This is a genomic window from Arcobacter sp. s6 (assembly GCF_040884245.1).
Classification (GTDB): Bacteria; Campylobacterota; Campylobacteria; order Campylobacterales; family Arcobacteraceae; genus Aliarcobacter.
Genome location: NZ_JBEVTN010000006.1, coordinates 71,463 through 93,673, shown reverse-complemented (window position 1 = coordinate 93,673; position 22,211 = coordinate 71,463). Strand labels below are relative to the sequence as shown.

25 protein-coding genes are annotated in these 22,211 nt (G+C 28.6%); 5 read left to right on the top strand and 20 right to left on the bottom strand.

The features are described 5' to 3' along the window. Window positions 1-129 precede the first annotated feature (129 nt). Complete coding sequence (locus ABVS04_RS04930; protein WP_368029556.1) at window positions 130-804, top strand: rhodanese-like domain-containing protein; 675 nt, start codon at window positions 130-132, stop codon at window positions 802-804. Window positions 805-823: 19 nt separating this feature from the next. On the opposite strand, the gene ABVS04_RS04925 is transcribed toward ABVS04_RS04930, so the two are convergent. Continuing rightward, window positions 824-1,984: an HD domain-containing phosphohydrolase gene (locus ABVS04_RS04925; RefSeq protein ID WP_368029555.1), complete on the bottom strand. Its 1,161-nt coding sequence runs from the start codon at window positions 1,982-1,984 to the stop codon at window positions 824-826. A 79-nt stretch (window positions 1,985-2,063) separates the two neighbouring features. Between ABVS04_RS04925 and ABVS04_RS04920 the strand changes: the two genes are divergently transcribed. The 4 genes from ABVS04_RS04920 (at window position 2,064) to ABVS04_RS04905 (ending at window position 4,842) form a co-directional block, all read left to right on the top strand. Next, window positions 2,064-2,981 carry an MBL fold metallo-hydrolase gene (locus ABVS04_RS04920; RefSeq protein WP_368029554.1) on the top strand — a complete coding sequence of 306 codons (918 nt, stop codon included), beginning with the start codon at window positions 2,064-2,066 and terminating at the stop codon, window positions 2,979-2,981. A gap of 135 nt (window positions 2,982-3,116) precedes the next feature. Then, window positions 3,117-3,683, top strand: coding sequence for a DJ-1/PfpI family protein (locus ABVS04_RS04915; protein WP_368029553.1), 567 nt, complete (start codon window positions 3,117-3,119; stop codon window positions 3,681-3,683). 31 nt (window positions 3,684-3,714) lie between these two features. Then, on the top strand, window positions 3,715-4,449 hold the full coding sequence (locus ABVS04_RS04910; protein ID WP_368029552.1) for an IclR family transcriptional regulator: 735 nt from the start codon (window positions 3,715-3,717) through the stop codon (window positions 4,447-4,449). A gap of 60 nt (window positions 4,450-4,509) precedes the next feature. Next, the gene (locus tag ABVS04_RS04905; protein ID WP_368029551.1) at window positions 4,510-4,842 is read left to right on the top strand and encodes a hypothetical protein; all 333 of its coding nucleotides are present in this window, start codon (window positions 4,510-4,512) and stop codon (window positions 4,840-4,842) included. 3 nt (window positions 4,843-4,845) lie between these two features. Here the strand turns inward: ABVS04_RS04905 and ABVS04_RS04900 are convergent, their stop codons facing one another. The 19 genes from ABVS04_RS04900 to msrP all read right to left on the bottom strand — a co-directional run bounded on the left by ABVS04_RS04900 (window position 4,846) and on the right by msrP (window position 22,164). After that, window positions 4,846-5,628, bottom strand: a complete 783-nt coding sequence (locus tag ABVS04_RS04900; protein ID WP_368029550.1) for an alpha/beta fold hydrolase — start codon at window positions 5,626-5,628, stop codon at window positions 4,846-4,848. A gap of 22 nt (window positions 5,629-5,650) precedes the next feature. After that, window positions 5,651-6,088: a DsrE family protein gene (locus ABVS04_RS04895; RefSeq protein ID WP_368029549.1), complete on the bottom strand. Its 438-nt coding sequence runs from the start codon at window positions 6,086-6,088 to the stop codon at window positions 5,651-5,653. 3 nt (window positions 6,089-6,091) lie between these two features. After that, a complete protein-coding gene (locus ABVS04_RS04890; RefSeq protein ID WP_368029548.1) occupies window positions 6,092-6,532 on the bottom strand; it encodes an MOSC domain-containing protein in 441 nt (146 codons plus the stop codon). Next, window positions 6,529-7,317: a thioredoxin family protein gene (locus ABVS04_RS04885; RefSeq protein ID WP_368029547.1), complete on the bottom strand. Its 789-nt coding sequence runs from the start codon at window positions 7,315-7,317 to the stop codon at window positions 6,529-6,531. The genes ABVS04_RS04890 and ABVS04_RS04885 overlap by 4 nt, the downstream gene beginning before the upstream one ends. 99 nt (window positions 7,318-7,416) lie before the next feature. After that, window positions 7,417-9,183 (bottom strand): thiosulfohydrolase SoxB, encoded by a 1,767-nt coding sequence (gene soxB, locus ABVS04_RS04880; protein ID WP_368029546.1) that lies wholly within the window; start codon window positions 9,181-9,183, stop codon window positions 7,417-7,419. 12 nt (window positions 9,184-9,195) lie between these two features. After that, a complete protein-coding gene (locus tag ABVS04_RS04875; RefSeq protein ID WP_368029545.1) occupies window positions 9,196-9,852 on the bottom strand; it encodes a rhodanese-like domain-containing protein in 657 nt (218 codons plus the stop codon). 79 nt (window positions 9,853-9,931) lie between these two features. Then, on the bottom strand, window positions 9,932-10,354 hold the full coding sequence (locus tag ABVS04_RS04870; protein ID WP_368029544.1) for a hypothetical protein: 423 nt from the start codon (window positions 10,352-10,354) through the stop codon (window positions 9,932-9,934). A 14-nt stretch (window positions 10,355-10,368) separates the two neighbouring features. Next, entirely contained in the window at window positions 10,369-11,283 is a 915-nt protein-coding gene (soxA, locus tag ABVS04_RS04865) for a sulfur oxidation c-type cytochrome SoxA (RefSeq protein ID WP_368029543.1), read from the bottom strand. A gap of 38 nt (window positions 11,284-11,321) precedes the next feature. Next, window positions 11,322-11,627, bottom strand: a complete 306-nt coding sequence (gene soxZ, locus ABVS04_RS04860; protein ID WP_368029542.1) for a thiosulfate oxidation carrier complex protein SoxZ — start codon at window positions 11,625-11,627, stop codon at window positions 11,322-11,324. Window positions 11,628-11,692: 65 nt separating this feature from the next. Then, entirely contained in the window at window positions 11,693-12,145 is a 453-nt protein-coding gene (gene soxY, locus ABVS04_RS04855) for a thiosulfate oxidation carrier protein SoxY (protein ID WP_172125206.1), read from the bottom strand. Between the two features lie 15 nt (window positions 12,146-12,160). Continuing rightward, the gene (gene soxX, locus ABVS04_RS04850) at window positions 12,161-12,514 is read right to left on the bottom strand and encodes a sulfur oxidation c-type cytochrome SoxX (protein WP_368029541.1); all 354 of its coding nucleotides are present in this window, start codon (window positions 12,512-12,514) and stop codon (window positions 12,161-12,163) included. Between the two features lie 13 nt (window positions 12,515-12,527). Further along, a complete protein-coding gene (locus ABVS04_RS04845; protein ID WP_368029540.1) occupies window positions 12,528-13,715 on the bottom strand; it encodes a c-type cytochrome in 1,188 nt (395 codons plus the stop codon). Next, window positions 13,684-15,018 (bottom strand): sulfite dehydrogenase, encoded by a 1,335-nt coding sequence (gene soxC / locus ABVS04_RS04840; protein WP_368029539.1) that lies wholly within the window; start codon window positions 15,016-15,018, stop codon window positions 13,684-13,686. Before soxC ends, ABVS04_RS04845 begins: the two co-directional genes overlap by 32 nt. A gap of 247 nt (window positions 15,019-15,265) precedes the next feature. Further along, window positions 15,266-16,429 carry a cation:proton antiporter gene (locus tag ABVS04_RS04835; protein ID WP_368029538.1) on the bottom strand — a complete coding sequence of 388 codons (1,164 nt, stop codon included), beginning with the start codon at window positions 16,427-16,429 and terminating at the stop codon, window positions 15,266-15,268. Window positions 16,430-16,481: 52 nt separating this feature from the next. After that, entirely contained in the window at window positions 16,482-18,530 is a 2,049-nt protein-coding gene (locus tag ABVS04_RS04830; protein WP_368029537.1) for an ATP-dependent helicase, read from the bottom strand. A 309-nt stretch (window positions 18,531-18,839) separates the two neighbouring features. Continuing rightward, window positions 18,840-19,178: a P-II family nitrogen regulator gene (locus ABVS04_RS04825; protein WP_368029409.1), complete on the bottom strand. Its 339-nt coding sequence runs from the start codon at window positions 19,176-19,178 to the stop codon at window positions 18,840-18,842. Window positions 19,179-19,197: 19 nt separating this feature from the next. Continuing rightward, complete coding sequence (locus tag ABVS04_RS04820) at window positions 19,198-20,514, bottom strand: ammonium transporter (protein WP_368029536.1); 1,317 nt, start codon at window positions 20,512-20,514, stop codon at window positions 19,198-19,200. Between the two features lie 136 nt (window positions 20,515-20,650). After that, a complete protein-coding gene (locus ABVS04_RS04815; protein ID WP_368029535.1) occupies window positions 20,651-21,205 on the bottom strand; it encodes a ferric reductase-like transmembrane domain-containing protein in 555 nt (184 codons plus the stop codon). Next, window positions 21,205-22,164 (bottom strand): protein-methionine-sulfoxide reductase catalytic subunit MsrP, encoded by a 960-nt coding sequence (gene msrP / locus ABVS04_RS04810; RefSeq protein WP_368029534.1) that lies wholly within the window; start codon window positions 22,162-22,164, stop codon window positions 21,205-21,207. Before msrP ends, ABVS04_RS04815 begins: the two co-directional genes overlap by 1 nt. Window positions 22,165-22,211 lie beyond the last annotated feature (47 nt).

Sequence of the window (22,211 nt, the reverse complement as noted above, 5' to 3'; positions counted from 1 at the left end):
CCATTTTTTACTTAGGTTGTTATTTTACATTATTTATAAAAAAGAAATTTTTAAAATTATATATTATTACTTTTTTTAATATATGTGATATAATAAATTCTGTTTATTTTAAATATTAAGGAGAGAAAAATGTTAAAAATAATAATTGGAAGTTTTGTTCTAGCATCTTCATTATTTGCAGTTGATTTGCAAAGTGATGGAGTTGAAGTTAAATATAAAAACTCAAAAGATGAAGTAAAAGAGATAGTAATAAAAAGAGAAAAACCTCAAGAGTGTCTAAATGTAAATTTTGACCCAAAAGTTGTATATGGGGGAATTCATCAAGCTGCTGATTCTGTAAAACCTGAATGTAAAAGAGCTTTTGTAACATATATGGGTAAAATTGCTCCTATGAAGTTTTCTGACAAAGTAGAAACTTTTGGAGAAGTTGAAGTTTTAGATTTTATAGAAAAAGCTAAAAATGATAAAACTATGATGTTAGTTGATTCAAGAACTGAAAATTGGTTTTATCATGAAACAATTCCAACAGCAGTTAATGTTCCATATTTATATTTAAAACAATCACAGTATCCTGATGAGTTCGAAGAATATTTAGAAATATTAGGAGTAAAAAAAGTTGATGGGAAATATGATTTTTCAAAAGCAAAAACAATATTAATGTTTTGTAATGGAGCATGGTGCGGACAATCACCTGAATCTATGAAATATCTATCTGATATTGGATACCCTGAAACAAAAATGAAATGGTACAGAGGTGGAATGCAATCTTGGTTAAGCCTTGGATTAACTACTATAAAACCATAAAAATATAAAAGAGAGTTTTTTAACTCTCTTTTAAAACATTATCAATATCTTCAATTATTGCTAAATCAAATCTATTTTCACTTGCTTCAAATTTTAAAATTTCAATAGCTTCATCATGACTAAATAATTCTCTATATGTTCTATTTTGTCTTAGTGCATTATATGCATTTAAACTTTGAAGTAATCTATCTTTAAATGTTAAATCTTTTCCCAAAAATGCACAAATATAACCACTACCATCTAATCTTTCTTGAACCTTTGAAGCACTTGATGCAATATCGGCAAATCCAATAATATTTTGTAAAATTTTTCTAGTATAGTATGGATAAGTTTTTATTTTTTCTACTTCATAAATATCAAGTTCTAATTCTTTTTCTAATAATTCTTTTCCTAAAGTTAATTTTCCAATATTACATAAACTAGCTGTAATTAAGAAAGTTAATTTATCTTTGTGATCTAGCTTATAGAATTCACACATAATTTCACTTAATTCTATTAATTTTGATTGAGGATTTTCAATTTTATAAAAAATTGTTGTAATTTTTAAAATCTCTTCAAAATCTACTGCATTTGTAAAATCATGTAAAGATGAATAAATAAACATCAAAGTATCTTGCTCATTTAACATATCTTGCCAAAAGCTTATTTCTCGAACACATTCAAAGAATTTTTCTATTAATTGTCTTGAAAAATACATATCAAGTTTATCTTTTGTAAATTCAATTGCGTCAAATCTATTTTTAATATTTTCTTTTCCGAAATCATACATTGTATCAAGAGTTTTCGCTAAAAAAATTATTTGTGAAAAAACAGGTATTTCATCACCTTTTAAAGCAAATATTCCACTACCATCAAATTTTTCTTTTTGATATTTCAAAACATTTTCTTTTTTTATTAAGAATGGGAAATCTTTTATACACTCTTGGGAAATTTCACAAAACTCTTTATCATTAGTACTTTGATTTAAAGCAAGAGAAGAAACTAAAGAATAAGAGCATAAATCACTTAATTCTTCTGAGCTTAAATTCATTTTTATTCCAATATTTAAAGCAATATATGCCACTCTCTTTGCATGACCTAAACTTATTTTATATCTATCTTTTGAAACAAAATCTAAAGCTATACTTGTAGCTAATAAAAAATTATTTAGATTAAATTGTATTTGTTTTTTCTTATCCATAATAAACACCTCATTACTATTACTTATTTAAAAGTGATATTACAATATAATTTTTAATTATAAATTAAAAAGGAAACCTATGTTTAAAAAAATTATATTTACATTTCTACTTTCATCAATTTATACTTTTGCCTTTGATTATAATTTAAAACCGGTAAAAGTTACAAATGATGTTTGGTGTTTTTTTGGAAAACTTGATATGCCTACAAAAGAAAATGGTGGTTTTATGTCTAATAGTTGCTATATAAAAGCCGATAAAAGTTATGTATTAATAGATTCAGGAGCAAGCTATGCCTTTGCTTCACAAGCATATGAAGCTATGTCAAAAATAGAAAAGCTTCCTGTAAGTACTATTATTTCAACACACAGTCATGATGACCATTGGTTAGGAAATAATTTCTACAAAGAAAAGTTTAATGCAAAAATATTAGGCCCATCACTTATAAATAAAGAATATAATGAAAGTTCTATTACAAGAATGCATCAAGTTTTATCAAAAGAAAATTTCAAAGGAACAAAGATAATCCCAGTTGATGACATTGTAAATGAAACAAGAACTTTAAAAATTGGAAATAAAGAGTTAATAATAGTTCCAGTTGGAGTAAAAGCTCATACTTCTGAGGATTTGTTTGTATATTTAGGAAGCGAGAAAATTCTATTTACAGGTGATATTGCAATGAATGGACGAGTTACCTCGAATAGAGATGGCTCTGTTATTGGCTCATTAAAAGCTATTGATATGATTAATTCAAACAAATGGGATTATTTAGTTGCTGGTCATGGACTTGATACTTCAAAAACTGCATTAAACGAAGCTACTGAATATTTCTCTTTATTAAAAGAAAGAGTTTTAGAAGCCATTGAAAATGATACAACGGGAACAGAAATTACAAAAGTTGTAACAATGGATGAATTTAAAGATAAACCTTTATATGATGAGTTAAATAGTAAAAATGTATATGATGCATTTAGAGAATTGGAGTTTTACGAAGAATAAATTTTTCATTTTTATCTGTCTTAAAAACTTTGTAGTTTCACTATGTGAAACTACAAAAAACTACTTTTAAAATAAATTTTCTTTTAAATAGATTTCTTATAATATATCTTTAATTAATAAAATTAAGGAGAAATTATGTCAAAAAAAATTTTAATATTAGCTGGTGATTTTGTAGAAGATTACGAATTAATGGTTCCTTTTCAATGTTTAAAAATGTTAGGTTATACAGTTGATGTTGTTTGCCCAAATAAAAAAGCAAATGATCAAATAAAAACTGCAATTCATGATTTTGAAGGTGATCAAACTTACACAGAAAAACCAGGTCATAACTTCACGTTAAATGCTACATTTGATGAAGTTGTTGAATCAACTTATGATGCATTAGTAATTCCAGGTGGTCGTGCTCCTGAGTATATTAGATTAAATCCAAGAGTTATTGAAATTGTTCAAAATTTTAATTCTGCAAATAAACCAATAGCATCTGTTTGTCATGGGATTTTAGTTCTTGCAGCTGCTGGGATTATTACAAATAAAACTTGTTCTTGTTATCCTGCATGCTCTCCTGATGTTGGTTTAAGTGGTGGAACATGGGCTGATATTGGATTTGAAAGTGCAATTGTTGATGGAAATTTAGTAACAGCTGCTGCTTGGCCTGCACATCCTGAGTGGTTAGCAAAATTTAATGAGTTATTAACAAAATAAATTCGTTATAATAAATCAAAAAAGGTTTATTATGTCATCTCAAATAAAATCTTTATCAAAGGGTTTAAAAGTTTATAGGTTTATCGCAGATTATGGTAAACCTATTTTAGCAGTTACTTTATGTGAGAAATTACAAATTGATAAAAGTACCATGTCAAGACTTCTAAAAACCCTAAAAGATGAAGATTTTATCTCTTATTTAGAAAATTCAAATGAAATAATAGCAAATGATATTTCAAATAAAACAAACCAATCTACAAAAATAGAACTACTCATTAAAAAAACAAAAGTTTTATTAGAAGAAATTTCAAAAACTACAAATGAGTGTGCATATTTAGGTATTTTTGAAGATTACAAAGTTTCTTATATTAATCAAATAGATTTGTCAAATAGAGAATTAAAAACAAGAAATAATATAGGAATTCAAACAAATCTTCATACAAGTGCACTTGGAAAATCTATTTTGACTTTTGGAAATTATGATTTAGAAAAGATTAAATTTAATCAATACACAAACAATACAATTACAAATATAAATAACTTAAAAAAAGAGATTGAACAAGTAAAAGAACTAGGCTTTTCAATAGATAATAAAGAGTATCAAGATGGTATGTGTTGTGTTGCAGTTCCTTTATTTAATAAAGAAAATATTTTAATAGGAGCTGTTGGGATATCTGGTAATTCATCAAGATTAGAAAAAAAAAATCTTCTAGAACTAGGTGAACTTATTTCAAATATAGTTTCTAAATATACAATAACTTACTAACTTCACATTTCTTACACACTTTATTACTAATATCCGAGTAATTAAATCTAAAGAGGGGTTATGAAAAATACATTTTTTACTAAATTATTCAGATTTTCATTTTTCAAATCATCAACAAAAAGCTGTTTAAAAAATAATAAAAATATAAAAGAAAATCTTACAGGAATAAAGTTTGATTATACAGAGAATGATTTATCAGTTTATTTTGAAGTTGCCGATAAACAATTAGCAGAAGAAATTTTATCTGAAATAGATTTTATAAGAAATATGAAGAATCTAAAATATGGATTTGTTTTAGATATTTATCCACAGCAAATACCTGAAATTGTTTCATCATTACTTGCTGTAAATATTCCAATATATGCGATAATTCCTCAAAAGAGTAATCACTAAGGATTACTCTTCAACTACTTCTACAATAGCAGCTACTGACTCATCAGTCATATCTAAATCCAAATGAGCAGCCCCTTTTGCTTCAACAAGTTTTGGCTCATATCCTCTTTGTTTAGCTAGATTATAAAAATCTATTGTTACTTGTGGTTTTGAAATATCATCAGCAGTTCCATAAACTAGAACCATTTTCATATCTTTGTTTACATTATGTAAAACATCGGACATAGCAATTAAATCTTTGCCCTGATCTTTTTCAGCTATACTATAATTACCACCTGCACAAACAAGATTGTTTACTAAGTTAGGTTTTAAACCAGTCATGGTAGCACCCATAGTACAACCTGCACTATGACCTACATATGTAACTTTACTTGCATGAAATTTTTCTTTTAATGCTTCAACTAAAGATGCTAGAAACTCAACATATTCTCTTTTAATAGATAAATTTCCATCACCTTCATGAGCCAATGATTTAAAGTTATTTGTAGATGAACCTGAATATCCAGGAAGTGCCACAGCTACCGTTGTAATATCTGTTTGTAAAGATAGATTTTCGGCAAAGGGAGCATATCTTGCTAGAGTATTAGTTCCCTCTTTCCAAGTTCCATGAACAATAATATTTAAGGCATCTTCAGTATCACCTTTAGATTTATAAAATTGGATACATTCATTTCCTGCAAAAATAAAATTATCACCTTTTTTAGCACAATCTTCTTGAGATACATTTGAAGCAAATAAACTCGAAGAAATAAGTAAACTTGAAAATAATAAAGCTTTTTTTAACATTTTTAATCCTTTTTTAAATTAATTAATAAGGCGTAATACCTATATAACCAGCTGTTTGTCTTTCAATAATTTCTACAATACCAGCTTGAACGTAATCAATATCTTCTATAAAATCTTCTTCAGTCCATTTCATAGTTTCCATTGTATTTTTACAACCTATAAACTCAACATCATATTCCATAAGAGATTTTATTCTATCTAATGTTGCTTTGTCATAATCTTTTTTAATTGCTCTCATTCCATTTCCATAAAGAACAACAGCAACTTTCAAAGTTTCACTTGGATACTCTTTTAAAATATTATAAATAGAACCAAGAGTATGATTTACAACTTCTAAATTACTATCGTGTAAATTTATTACTAACTTTCTTGGCTTCTCAAATGTTGGTTGAGGATCGCTAAAAGTTGATTGTGCATAAGAGAAGATTGCCATCAAAATAATTAAAATAAGTTTTTTCATTTTTTATCCTTTTAATATCATATTTTCTTTTATGATACCATTTTTTATTATTTTACAATAAAGTCCCCTATGAGACTTTAATAGTGCTGGTAATTTTTTGTCAAATATATTCAAATGGTTACATACTGTACATACTTGTGTTATTTCAATAACTGAATCTTCTATAGATAATTGTTTTCCAACTTCGAAGATATGAGGATCAAAATCCAATAATATATTTTCACCCAAAGATCCAAATTCTAAATCTATACCATTTTGCTTTGCAATTTCATAAGATTGAATTCCCACTATCATAACTGTTTGATCTAGTTTTTTACCTGCAAATTTATCATTTTCAATTCCAAAATCAACTATTAGATTTAATTTATCAACCATTGGTCTTGGAAGTCCACTTGAATCTTTTGTTGCACTAAAAGTTTTTAATACTTTTCCTATATTATTCATTTCAAATTCTCTTTTAAAATTTCTATAAAATCACTTTTTGTCCAAGATCCAGGATATTGTTTGATATAAACTCCATCTTTTGAAACAATAAAAAAAGTAGGAGTTATTTTTTTATAAACTTTTTGTAAATCAAAAGGTAAAGCATTTTCATCCATATCATTTTTTACATATACATAATCTTTTTTAATAAGAGCTTTTATCTCTTCTAATCCTAAAACTTCTTTATCCATTTTTTTGCAGAAATAACAAGATTTTGCTGTTGCATAAACTATAATTTGTTTATTTTCATCTTTTGCTTTTTTTAATATTTTTTCCTCATCTTTTGATGAGAATTCATCTTTAATCTCTTCTTTCATTTCTAAATTATTTTTATATTCCATAAAAAATATTGCTAGATTATTATACTCTTCATCTTCTAGTTTCATTTTTTGTTTTTTGTCATAAAAACTTAAAATATGTTCATCACAAATAGTATTAAATATATCTGGATTTTCTAAATATGTTTTTAGGTATTTTTCTATCTCTATTTCTTGCATTTCAGGATCTGTTGCATCTCCAATTTTCTTTGGACTATCCATAATTGCATATGCTAACATATTAACAGTTGGTGCTTTTAAATTCAAAAGTTTATTATTTTTTGCAAAAAAATTCTCTTTTAAACTATTTAAATCTATAAATCCACTATGACAAGTGGCACATTTATTATCAAAAATCTCTTTACCCTCTTTATAATCTGCATATAGATTTAAAAATAAAAGTAAAGATACTATTAAAATTTTTATCAAATTAAAATCCTTTTTTCAACTTAATAAATATTTTTATTAAAAAATTTATTAAATGGAAAAAAGTATAAAGAAAAACTCTTTATACTTTTAAATCAAGAATTAAATAATTCCAGGATTTCCAGCAACTCCAATAATATCAGGAGTATCAACTTTTAATTTGCTAATATGTTTAACATTTTTTAAGTATGTTTCAACAGTTTCCCATACAGGCTCACCTTCAGATTGCGCTCCAACAGTTGACCAACCAGCTACTTTATATGATTTATTAGCATCTATTTTCATTCCAGTTTTTGTAAGAACAATATCTGTTATTCTTTCACCCATTTTACCTTTTGGATTGATTTTATAAGAAATACCACCTGTTCTTACCATATCTCCACCTTGTTGGTAGAATGGATCTTCATTAAATAAATTATCAGCAACATCTTCTAAAATTAATTTTATATCAGTTCCTGTCATATCTCTTGCATAAGTTTCAGGATAAGTCATAGCTGTTTGAGTCATTAAATCATCAAATGTAATTGTTTGCCCTGGCATTACAGAAGTTCCCCATCTAAATCCTGGACTTAATGAAATTTGAGCTTCTTTTACCTCAAGTAAAGCATCACAAATAATTTGATCCCAAGAACCGTTGAAGTTCCCCCTTCTAAAGAGTGTTTGTTCTGTTGTAGCTATTGGTCTTGTAAGTTCTTTTAAGAAAGGTAATCTTTGATCTTCAATATATTTTTTCATATCTTTATCTTCAGGAATTAAATCTGAAAAAATTGGTAATAATGTAAATTTGAAGTCTTTTATTTTTCCATTTTGAATGTCTAAATCAAGTACATTTAAGAACTTACCATTACTTCCCGCATTACAAACATATGTTGTACCATCTGTATTTTTAACAGGAACAGCTTCAGGAACACCATCATGAGTATGACCACCCATAATAAAATCAATTCCAGTACAAACCTCTGCCATTTTTTTATCAGTATCAAATCCATTATGTGAAAGAACAATAACCGCATCAGGTTTTTCAGTTTCTCTAATCATATCAACAATTTCTTGCATTGAATCTTCTTTGATACCAAAAGTCCAATCAGGAATAAATCTTTGAGGATTTGCAATTGTTGTATAAGGGAAAGCTTGACCTATAATAGCAACTCTTGCATTTCCCATTTTCTTAATTGTATATGGTTTAAATGCGTGACCTGTATCTTCATCAAATGCTTCAATTCCATTCATCATTGATGTTTCTTTTACAAAAACATTTTGTGCCAAGAATTCTGCATTTAGAGCTTTTACATTTTCTAAAACTTCTTCAGCTTTATATGTAAACTCCCAATGCCCAACAGCAACATCAACACCAAGTAAATTCATAGCACCAACCATATCTTTACCTCTTGTGTAAAGAGAAGTAGCACTTCCTTGCCAAGTATCTCCACCATCCATCATAAGAGTTTTATCTTTTCCATAACTATCTCTTAAATAATCAACAACAGTTTTAATTTGAGCAAAACCACCTGTTCTTCCCATAACTTTTGCATGCTCTTCAAAATTTACGCAAGAATATGCATATTCAAGTCTTTTATTACCTTTAAGTCCATAATAATCTAGTAGTTTTTCACCCACAATGTGAGGTGGTTTACCAAAATTACCAAAAAAACCAAGATTTACACTAGGTTCTCTAAAGTAAACTGGTAATAATTGTGCATGAGAATCTGTCATATGAAGAAATCTTGCATTACCAAAAGGCTTTAATTTATAATAATCTTCTAATTTATTCGTTGTATCTGTCATTCTTGTATGAGAATTAGCAAATACAGGTGCAGCACCAAGTACTGCCATCATATAAACAAATTCTCTTCTACTTAATTTACTCATAATAATCCTTAATTATTTTAAAGCTGGTGCATCATCGCCAACAACTGTGAAACCAAGCGAAGTCCACGCTTGCATTCCACCTCTGTAGTATTTGATTTTTTCAGCTGGATATCCAATTTTTAATAATGCAAATTTTGCATCCTTAACCATACCTGGTGTTTGTTCACACCAATAGCCATTGCAATATAGAACTACTGTTTTTGCTTTTGAAAAATCTATAGAACCATCATCTTTTACAGAAATTCCCATATAATCTTCCATCATATCAATTGCGTCATCTTTATCATCAAAGTTTGTAAAAGGAACATTAACAGCACCTGGAATTCTAAGTCTTGCAAACCACCCTGGTTTTCTTGAATCTATAATTGCAATGTTTGAATCTGTTTGTGCTTTTTTCATATATTCTATAAATTCTAATTCTCCTAAAGTTTCAACACCTGGTGCTAAAATCATAGGTTGAGGAGTTCCTCTATCTGTAGTATCGTACAATGATGAGATTTTATTCCCAGCAGTTTGATTTCTCATAATAGTGAATCTTTCACCATTTAAAGTTATATCTACAGATTTTACACCATCAGATATAGCAACATACTTTCCTTCTGCAAATAATACAGAAGAAGTTAGTCCTAGTATTAATGATGATACTACTAAATTTTTAAAAAATTTCATTCTGTTCCTTTAAAAAAACAAAAAAAAAGTCAAGATTTAAACTCTTGACTTTTTTAATTTAAATATTAATTCAAGAAAATTAATATTTATAACCATCACCTGGAACTGATTCTCTCCAAGTTTTTTTAGCTTCTTCTTCTTGAGTTAATGCACTAATAGCAAAAGAACAAGCTCTCCAAGCTCCAAATTCAACTGTAGCTTCACTTGTTTTTACTTTTTTGTCATCAACAATATCAATATTTTTTGCACCTGATTTAATTGCACCTTGTACAGCTTCAATATATTGACTAGCTTTCATACCAAGTCTCATAAATTCTACTTTGTTTTTCACAGCTATTTCATTATATTTTGCAGCGGTAGCGATTACTTTTTCTATTCCATTCACTTCAACATTACACTCTTTTTTAACATCTAAGTTAGATATTTCAGACGCTGTTGCGTTAACTAATCCATAAGTTAATAATGCAGTTGCTGTTGCGAATTTTAAAATTGTTTTTTTCATAATATTCACCTTTATTATTTTCTTATATCTGGACCATCAATTGACATTCCATTTGACATATACGCCATGAAATAGATTAATTCTTTCATTTGAGTACTTTCATCTTTTGGTGGAACTTGTCCTTGATCTACAACACAACCTGATAATCTTCTTTCAAGAGTACCTAAACTATCCCATTTTAATCTAAATACTGGGAATTGTGTAATTTGTCCTGTTAATGGAGAAAGTTTTTCATTTCTAACTCTTTGACCTGCACCTTGTACGTGACAAGTTGCACAAGACATTTTTAAATATCCTCTTTGAGTATAATAAAATTCTTTTCCATTTTCATATGCTTTTTGAGCATCAGCATTTTGAATTTTAATATCAAATTTTTTACCAGCTTCTTTTGTTGAATTAACTAAATAAGCTTGTAAATTTGCCATATCACCCTTTTTTGTATCCCACTCTTTTTCACCATTAGCTCTTAAACAATCATTTACTGCTGAAGTTAAAGAAACAACATCTTTTTTCTTATCATCAAAATAAGGAAATGTTCCTGCAACTGTTGGATCTGGGAAACAAGTTGCAAAAGAGTTACCATTAGCAAATTTTTTGTTATATAACTCTTCTCCCGTATCAATATCTGATTCATATGGAGGCATTTCTTTTATAGCATCGTATTGCATCTTTGCATCTTTTGAATATGCATAAGTACCTATATTAAAATCATTATGCTTTAAATTTTTCTCATAATCATTTTTTAATTCAGCATCTGTTGAATAAGGAAAAAATTTATCTTTATTTTTTTCTGGATCAGCAAACTTTGCTTCAAAATATTTTACTGCTTCAATTCTATCTTTTTCTGCTTGTGCATTGAAATCTGAAGCATTTAAAGCACATACTGTTAATGCTAATAATGCTGTTGACTTTACAATTTTTGATAACATAGTATCTCTCCTTTTTTATAAATTACTAGAACTAGTAATTATTTAATTTTTTCTGTACTAGTATCAGTAGCACCTTTTAAATCTTTCCATGTAATTTCAAGATCATCACCAACATTTCCACCTTTAAATGAAAACTTCATATATGGATCTTTTGATAAAAATTGACTTGTTGATGCTTCATAAACAACTTTTCCACCAACTTTTGCAACTACATAAGTAATAAAGTTTGCTTCTTTTTTTGCTCTTTCAGCTTCTTGGTAACTTAACATTGGATGTGTAGCTAATGCTTTAACTTCAACTACTCCATTTTTTAATTTTGCTTTGATTTTTGTAGTATCTGACATTTTTTATTCCTTCATTTATTTTTTATTTTATTTTGTTTTTATTTTAAGCGATTAGTTGAATAAAATCAACCACCACATCCACCAATTGTTACTTTTACTAATTTAGAAACTGAATATAATTTCCCATCAGCTTCAGCTATAACTGTTACAGTTCCAGTTTTAGCTAATTTAATTCTAATTGCGTAATCAATTACTGCATTTTCAGGAATTGTAAATACAGCAACAGCACTTTCAGGATTTGCATCTTGGAAAACTGCTACTTTAGTAGCTTTTAATTCAGTATCAAAAGATACTGGAATAACTGCACCATTTTCAGCAATATCAGGAGCACTTAAATTAATACTTCCCTCAGTTGTTGCAGTTGATCCGAAAATTTCTTTAACTGCATCATCAACTTTAGTTGCAGTCCAAGCTTTTGGCTTAGTTTCTCTAAAATCAATTGCACTTAATTTACCAGGGATTACAGCAACTGCCATAGCTCCTAAACCTAAACCTAAAAAATTTCTTCTATTAATCATTTTATCTTCCTTTTATTAATTTATTGTTTTTAAATAAGCAACTAAAGCTTTAATTTCAGAATCACTTAACCATCCATTTTTACCAAATGCTGGCATTGCTGAAACTGGATTTGTCTTATATGGATCAAATATTTTATCATATAATGCATCTTCAGGCCAAGCCGACAAGTATTGTAATACCGGTCCCATACTTCCTGGTCCATCTAATGTTTTACCATTAACTGCATGGCATGCAATACAGTTACCTTGAGTATTAGTTGTGAAAATTTTTTCACCTTCTTTTACTAAATCAGCATCTGATGCAAAACCACTAACAACAATAAATCCACTAATTGCAGATGCAGTTAATAACTTTTTAATTACATTCATAACGTTCTCCTTTTTATTTGCTAGAATTAATCATATAATCGATTACTTCTTTCATTTGGTCATCTGTCAAATCTGTTCCACCTCTTGGGGGCATCGTATTTATACCATTTATACCATTATGATAAACTTTGTCTATTCCTTGTGCAATAACTTTACTCCAAGCATCTTTATCTCCTAAAACAGGAGCACCAATAGCTGGATTTCCATGACAAGCAGAACAATTTGTTTCATATGTTAATTGACCTGGTTTAACTGAAGTATCTACGACTTTTGGTAAATCTCTAACTACAGATATAGGTTGATTCGCACTATCTGTTAAGTCATACTCTATTTTCATTAAAAGTTTATCAGTGTCTTCTTTTATACAATCTTTCATGCATTTTGTTCCCGTTCCATAAATTTTTGGATCTGAAAGTAATGCAGTCATATTTTTAACACCTTGTCTTGGATCTTTTGTATCAACTTCAGGATAAAAACCATCAGCATTTGGCATCTTAATTTTCATCATTTTTTCTTTGTCTAATACAAAATCGTCATCCATTTCTTCACCCTCATAAGTAATACCATTTACTGATAAAATATATGCAGTGATTGCATAAGTTTCGCTATTACTTAAACTTTTTGAATGTGGATAAGGCATTGAATCTTGAATATACCAGTATAAAGTACTTGCATATGGCCAATATGAACCAACAGTTCTTAATGGACTTTCAGGATTTGGATGTTCATCAGCAGGATTTAATCTTTGATGTTTTAAAGAATTCACTGATCCTCCAGCAAGTCTAGGATATCCACCCTTTCCTCCTGCACCAAAATCACCATGGCACATTACACATTGTGCATCATAAAGCTCTCCACCCCATTCAACTGAACCTTCAGCTTTTTTAGGTTTTCCATCATCTCCTAAAACTACTTGACCTCTATTCATTTCAAATTCAGGTAAACCAGTCCCATCAGGTTTTACATCAATATCCCAAGCTTTTATTTCATTCTCAGTTGGTGTTCTTCCAATGTTATAGCTCTTAATATCCTGTGTATTTACATGATATGAAGAATACTTACCATCTTTTATTGGGTATTTTACAGCACCATCAACAGAAACTTCTTTTGAAGCAGCCATTGCAGAACTTGCTAATAAACCAGATAAACCAACACTAAGAAGAGTAGATTTAAGCTTTTTTATGTTTTCTAATTTGAACATTATTACACTCTCCTTTGCTCGTTATTTCCCAAGTTACTATTGCATTTCTGTGATAAACTGATTCAACACCAACTGCTGATGTTTCTTCATCAATTGTAGGTTGAACATTTCCAAAGTCATCATAAGATCTACTAGCAAGGATTAGAGGTTTTCCATCCCATTTAATAACATATGAGAATCTTGTCCAAGATTTTGGAAGTACTAAACCTTTTAATTTAGCTTCTACCCAATTATCTCCACCATCAAATGAGATATCAACACCTTTTATTGTTCCATGACCAGACCAAGCAATTCCTTCAATTTCTACCATCTCACCTTTTTTAAGATGAGTCCATGGTTTTTCAGGACATGGAGATGTAATTACTGAATTAACTTCATTTACCCAGAAATATCTAATAGCTTTTCCTGACTTTTGCAGCATTGTATATTTTGAAGTTTCTTCTTTTGAATGCCATGGCTTATCAGAGAACTCTAATCTTCTTAACCATTTAGTATTAAGATTTCCTTCCCAACCTGGAACGACAAGTCTTACAGGATATCCTTGTTCAGGTCTTAATGCTTCACCATTTTGTCCCCAAACAACCATAATATCATCCATTGCTTTATCAACTGGAATTGATCTTGGATTTGAAGCATTGTCACTACCTTCAGCTAACATCCAAACAGCATCTTTTTCTAAACCTAAGTCTTCTAAAATAGTTTTTAACATAACTCCTGTCCAAGAAGCAGCACTCATAAGACCTTTCATAAATTGTAAACTATTAAATTGAGGACCTCTCCACTCAGGACTTCCATTTGCAGGACATTCTATAAAGTATGTTCTTGTTTCACTTGGATATTTTTTTAGATCTTCTAAAGTTAAAACTATCTCTTTTTTAACTTTTCCATGGATCATTAATCTCCATTCATTTGGATTAACATGTGCAGTTCCACCATGATCTCTAACGAAAAATAAACCATTTGGAGTAATAATCCCTTCTGATTCATGAATTGGACACATCGAAACAGATGCATGGGCATCTCCCGATGAGAACAACTCATGTGTTCTTCTAATATTATTATGCTCATATGGTGATGGAATACCATATAGATTTTTATCTACTGGATCTCCTAATTTTTGTCCCCAAGGTGCTTCGTTCATAATCGCTGGATCATCTGCTTTTGCAGATATTGGCGCTAAAACCGAGGCAGCACTTAAGGCACCAGCAGAATAAATAGCAGTTTTTTTAAAAAAATCTCTTCTACTTGTTACCACAGTAGTATCAGATTTTACATCTTTTTGTAAAACTTCGCTGTTTTTCAACTTTTACCTCCTAAGATATTTGACAATACTCATTAAATTTTTTCATCATTACTATTATAGATTTTATAAGTTAAAATGAAACTTAAAATATTAAATATTCTTATATTATGAGAGAAATATTTAGGCTTTAGTAGCATTAAAATAGCACCTATAATTGGGGCTTATTTATGATATTTGTTTTAATTATAGTGAAAGCTATAAGTGAATATTAATTCATAATTATAGCTTCTTAGTTAAAAAAATTTTACTAATTTTTAATTTTTAAAGAAAAGATTTTATGTAGTTTTCTTATTATAAGCATCAATACTAATCCATCGATCATACTTGCAATAATAAATGAAAAATACTCTGCTTGAGTAATTAAGCCATAGTTATATGTAAGCATAGCAATAGCTACAAGAAAAGTTAAAGGCATAGAATCACTTAGAGCAAATAGCATTGTTTGTTTAAATTTTAAGTATTTATAAAAAGCTAAATATGAGCTTATTAGTCTAATAAGTATTATTGCAGCCATAATAAAAAGTGCATGTTCAAATATATCATAAGTTAGCATATCAAGTTTCACAGTAGAACCTGTGTAAATAAAGAAAATAGGAACGAAAAAACCAAAACCAAAAGATTCAATTTTTTCTATTAGTTCATGTTTTTGATAAAAAAACATTTTAAAAAAAAGTCCTGCAGCAAATGCTCCAAGTACAACATCTATTTTTAAAGCATACATAATAGCAACCAAAATTAATAGACTTGAGATTGAAAATCTAATATCTTGATCAAACCTATTATCATGTGAATCTGGAACAAGAAACTTTTTCAATTCTGGATACCACCAAAAAATTATATAAAATAATCGCAAACCTAAAATTGTAAGAAGAACAACACCTACTATTGTTAAAATAGAGATAAAAAAGTTAAGATTAAAGCCATATTCAACCCAACCACTAAATAATGTTAATGCTAAAATACTAATAACTTCACCTACAACACCAATTGATAAAGCAAGATTAAGCCATGGTTCATCTTTACCATACTCTTTAATGAGCATCATAATCATACCAAGAGAAAAAATAGGTAATGCAACGAAATAAGTAATACCTAGATTAAATATCCAACAAATTAAACCAGAGATGCTATATAAAAAAACGAAATATAAAATTACATTTATAGCTAAAGTAGCTTTTATAATTTTTACTAGTTTTAAATTTATTTCAAGACCTGCTAAAAACATTAGATATACAAAACCAAATTTTGCAATTAAAATTAAAGTCTCATCCGCATAAATCAATCCAAAATATCCAGCAATCAAACCCAAGCAAATTTCAACTACAACAACAGGTGTTCTAAATAATTTTGATAAGGAAGGAGAAAACATAATAATTGAACAAATTGAAATAATTAAAAAAAACTTTTCCATTTTTAGCTTTCCTATTTAAAATAGGTGGAATTCTACCCTAAATATTTAAATTTTACTCATCATCGCTTTCTTTAATTATCATTCCTGCTTCTCGTAGGAAAGGACTTGCTACAAAGCTCATTTTTTTTATTTTATCAGATTTTGCATAACTTAAATAGAGTATATCTTTTGCTCTTGTAACAGCTACATAAAAAAGTCTTCTTTCCTCTTCTATGCTTCCACCTTTACTCATAAGTTTTCTATTTGGAAATCTTCCATCCATAAGATCTATTACATATACTTCTTTAAATTCTAGACCTTTACTTGCATGAATTGAAAGTAGATTTACACCATCTCCTTCACTCATTTCACTTCCACCTAAAATCATTGAATTTATAAATTTTGATAAATCCTGAAAGTTTCTTGATAAATTTTTTAAAAGCATTACTTTTCTATTTATTTTAGCAAGTGCCTTTGTTTTTTGCATTGGATTTATTGTTCCATCTTTTTGTGTTGCTCTTTTTGTAGATAAAAAATCTTTTAGTTTTGAATAGGCCATAGATGATGAAATACTTGTAACTAAAGATTCTGGATTTTTTGTACGTCGCAAATGTTTCATTAATAAATATATGTCATATAAATATTTACCTCCATCTACATTTAGTTTTGGATGTTTTAATATTGGGTTTCCTAAAAAAGCTTCTTCAAAATTACAATCTTTGAACTTAGAAATAGAACCTAACTCCATAAAATCATCAAAAAGACCAAGTTGTCGGTTTTTTACTTTCCCATTTTCATAAGGATTATTCATATCAGCACGAGGTTGAAATAATCCTCTCAATAAATCTCCATCACCAAGTTTAATTAAAGCATCAAAAACATCTTTTGCTATTGCTTTTCCTATACCTTTCCCATGCTCAACAATATGAATAAAAGCCATCATATCATTATGTGTTATTTGCATAACTAAAACATCTAAAATAAACTTAACTTCAATTGAATCAAAAAAGCTCATTCCACCTTTTCGTTTTGCAGGAATTGAGAATTCTCTTAGCGTTGCTTCTATTCCATCAGCACTTGAGTTATTTCTATAAATAACAGCTATTTCATTATGCGGTGTTGATGTTTTAGATATTAGTTCTGATAAATATTGATATTGAGAAAAAAGCTCTCCAAAGGCTAACAACTTTGGTTTGTGTTCAGTTTCAGTTCTTACAACTTCTAATTTTTTTTCATAAACTCTTTCATTAAATTCGATAACTTTAGTTGCTAAATCTAAAATAGGTTTTGTTGAACGATAGTTTTTTCGTAAAGTAAAAACTTCTGCATTCGGATATCTTTTTGCAAAAGTTGAGATTATTCCAATATCAGAACCATTAAATGCATAAATACTTTGGTCATAATCTCCTACACAAAACAAAGAATTAGGTCTGAAAGCATCAAGAAGCCTTCCTTGTAGAGGATTAGTGTCTTGATATTCATCAACTAAAATCTCTTTAAATTCAAATTCTTTATCTTTTAGTGTATCAAGCATAATAGTTAACAAATCGTCAAAATTTGCATATCCATATTTCGTTTTTAACTCATGAAATTCTGCAACAACATCCTCATAAATCATTGTGTATAATTCATGACTTACATTTTTTGATTTTATCCATTCTGCAAAATCTTCACCATCATTTGAATTTAAATACAAAGAATACATATCATATAAATATCCACCATCATAGGGATTTGCTTCGTCATGTCTATCAAAAAATACTCTTTTTTCATAAATCGATTTAAATAATGTTTTTAATTCATTTGGTTGTTTTAAAGTTATATTTACATTTAACTCTTTTAATAACTTATAAGAAACTGAGTGAAAAGTTCCAGCCATTATTTGTTTTGCTATGTCTTTTCCAAAATATTTTGCAACTCTAGCTACCATTTCAGCAGCTGCTTTATTTGTAAAAGTTAATAATAGGATTTCATTTGGCTTAACACCATTATTAATTAAAGTAGCAATTCTTCCAACAATAGTGGAAGTTTTACCAGTTCCTGCACTTGCTATTATAAGATTATAACCATACGGGCAAGTTGCAGCGCTTAATTGCTCTTGATTTAAATTTGATAAGGGCATTAGATTAGTTTGTTGTGTTTGTGAAAAGTTTTATCATTTCGAAATAGTATCATAAAAGTGTTAAGGGAAATTGAAAAATAAAAAAAAGAGTGGATAAAAATCGACACTCTTTTTTTAACAAGGAAACATAAAAAATTATTTGTCTAAAAATCTAAATCTTAAGGTATTTATAAATAAGTCGCTGCGTCAACCTATCTATAAGAAAATTATAACAAGCCATCATTAACTAATATATAATCAAGGATTAATGGATAGTTAACTTGGATATAAATTAACAAATAATTTTTATATTACATAATAATAAAAAATTTAAACAGCTTCAGTTCCTCTTTCTTCTGTTCTTATTCTTACTACTTCATCTAAAGATGAAACAAATATTTTCCCATCTCCAATTTTCCCTGTTTTTGCAGAATTTACTATCGCATTTATTGTACTTTCTACCATCTCATCTTTTACTACTATATCTATCTTGATTTTTGGAAGAAAATCTACTACATATTCAGCCCCTCTATACAATTCTGAGTGACCTTGTTGTCTTCCATATCCTTTTACATCGTATACACTCATTCCTGTTATACCTATTTCAACTAGTGCATCTTTTACATCTTCTAATTTAAAAGGTTTAATTATTACTTCTATTTTTTTCATTTATTCCTCTTTCAATCTATTATAGGTTAAATCCACGTTCACCGTGTACTGATTCATCTAGACCTTGACTCTCTTTATCTTCATTTACTCTTGCTCCACCTGTTAATAATGATGCTATATAATAAACTACAACTGTTCCAATTAATGTATAAGCACCTACAATTAATGTAGATTCAAATTGAACAAAAATTTGCCCTAATCTATCATCATCAGCTTTTAATGGTCCATCCCATAAAAGATCTTTATCATTAAGAGCGAAAATACCAGTTGCAATTGCACCCCATAAACCAGCTAGGAAGTGAATTCCAAATGCATCTAAACTATCATCAAAACCAAGTTTCTTCTTAAGTATAGCAACACCAAAGAAAGCAATAAGAGCACCTACAATACCAATAATTAAAGCACCACCAACACTAACAAATCCAGCAGCAGGAGTAATAGCAACAAGTCCTGCAATTGCACCAGATGCAGCACCTAATAATGTAGGTTTTTTAAATACAAAAGATTCAATAGCTAACCAAGTAAGAGTTGCAACTGAAGCTGCTACTGTAGTTGTTAGAAATGCAACACCTGCAATTGCATTTGCACCAAATGCAGAACCTGCGTTAAATCCATACCAACCAAACCATAATAAACCAGCACCAACTGCTGTTAAGATAATACTTACAGGTTTCATTGCAACTTTTGAATAACCAGCTCTTTTACCAATAAGTAAAGCAAGAACTAAACCAGCAAGACCACCATTCATATGTACAACTGTTCCACCTGCAAAGTCAAGAGCACCTTCATTAAATAAGTATCCGCCACCCCAAACCATATGTGCAATTGGTGCATAAACAACAATTGTCCAAATAGCTGCAAATATCATCCATGTAGAGAATTTCATTCTTTCAATAACAGATCCAGATGCAATTGCTATAGTAATAGCTGCAAAAGTACCTTGGAAAACAATAAAAATAAATTTAGGATATAGTTGTCCCAACTCTACACTTGCAAAATCTTTCCAAGAAACACCATCAAGCATCACATGAGAAAAACCTCCAATGAATTGATTCATAGGACCTTCCATTGTTCCAAATGCGATAGAGAAACCAGCAACAATCCATGCGATAAACGCAATAGCAAAAGCACCAAATACCATTGAATACGTATTTAAAATATTCTTAGCTCTTGTCATCCCTCCATAAAATAAAGCAAGACCAATTGGCGTCATCAACATAACAAGCGCCGTAGAAATCATCATCCAAGCAGTATCTCCTGAATTAAGCACAGGTTCTGCTTCATCTGCAAATGCTAAAACACCAAAAAATGGTATTGATAAAAGCAATTTTTTCATTCATTATCCTTTTGTTTTTTATATAATGAAAATTTATCACTTTTTTTTAGAAAAATTACATTTCAACTGTATATTAAATAATCAGTTAATATATTTTTTATTATTAAGTAGCTTTTTTTATTTAGAATTGAATAAATTAAGATCTTGTAGCATTAATTATTTGTTGAAAGAGTTTATAATATCCTATTACTAAAATAGCTAATATATAGGTAAACTGTAAGATATTTATAGCTTTTTGAGCCATTATCCAATGTATAGTAATTAATATTAAAGACAAATATACTAATTTATGATATCTATTATATTTTTTATACAATTTTTTTGTGGAAGTTATTGCCATAAATAAAATTATAAAAAAAGCAATCATTCCTAGATATATAAAAGGCTTATCTAAAGTCTCTTTTATTACAAAGTTAAAATCAAATTGAGCATCCAATATAATAAAATTTAAAAGATGTAATAAAGTATAAAAGAAACCTAAAAGCCCTATTTCTTTTCTATATTTCATAAGATTTATTTTATCTTTTATCAAAGAAATTATTATGGAAAAAAATACAATCACAGTAGCAGCCGCTCCCGTAATTGTATAGATATATTTTATTGGGTCATTAACATCATCAATAATAAATAATTTAGTTAATAAATAGACCAATGGTGCTAAACTTATTAAATATAAAAATAATCTTTTCATTAGATATACTTTCTTAAATCCATTCCAGTATAAAGTGATGCTACTTCTTTTTCATAACCATTAAACATCAAAGTATCTTGTTTGAAAAAGCTTCCTAAAACTCTCTCTTTTTTTTGTGACCATCTTGGATGATCAACATTTGGATTTACATTTGCATAAAAACCATATTCTCTTGGATTTTCTTTTTGCCAAGTATTTAGAGGTTCTTTTTCAACGAACGAAATTTTAACTATTGATTTAATTGATTTAAATCCATATTTCCAAGGAACAACAAGTCTTATTGGCGCACCATTTTGTTTTGGCATAAGATCTCCATAAAGTCCCGTTGCTAAAAATGACAAGTCATTCATAGCTTCATCCATTCGCAAACCTTCAATATATGGATAATCAATTACTCCAAATTTTCCTCTTTTTTGGTCAGGGAAAACTTCAGGATCAACTAATGTTTCAAATCTTATATATTTTGCACTTGATAATGGTTTTACTTTTTTAACTAAAGAACTAAGAGTAAATCCATTCCAAGGAACAACCATACTCCAACCTTCTACACATCTAAATCTATAAATTCTCTCTTCCATTGTAAACATTTTTACTAAATCATCTAAGTTTATTTTCATTGGATTTTCTACTAAACCATCTATTGTGACAGTCCAATTATCAGTATTTAATGTATGTGCGATATCTTTCACACCACTTTGATTTGTTGTGAATTCATAAAAATTATTATGTGATGTGATTTGTTCAAAAGTATTTAATTTTAGATTATCTTTATTTTTGTCTTTTATAAAATCAAGGGTAACTTTAGGTAATTCATCTTTTGCAAGAAGCTCCATAATAGCTCCACTTGATACAATTGAAGCGGCTCCTAGTTTAAGAAAGTTTCTTCTTTTTTCAAATAATTCTTTGGGAGTAACTTCATTTTCACTTATTTGCCAATCTTTTCTTTTGATTATATTCATAGCATATCCTTTTAAATTCTAAGCAAATTATAGAAGTTTTATGTAAA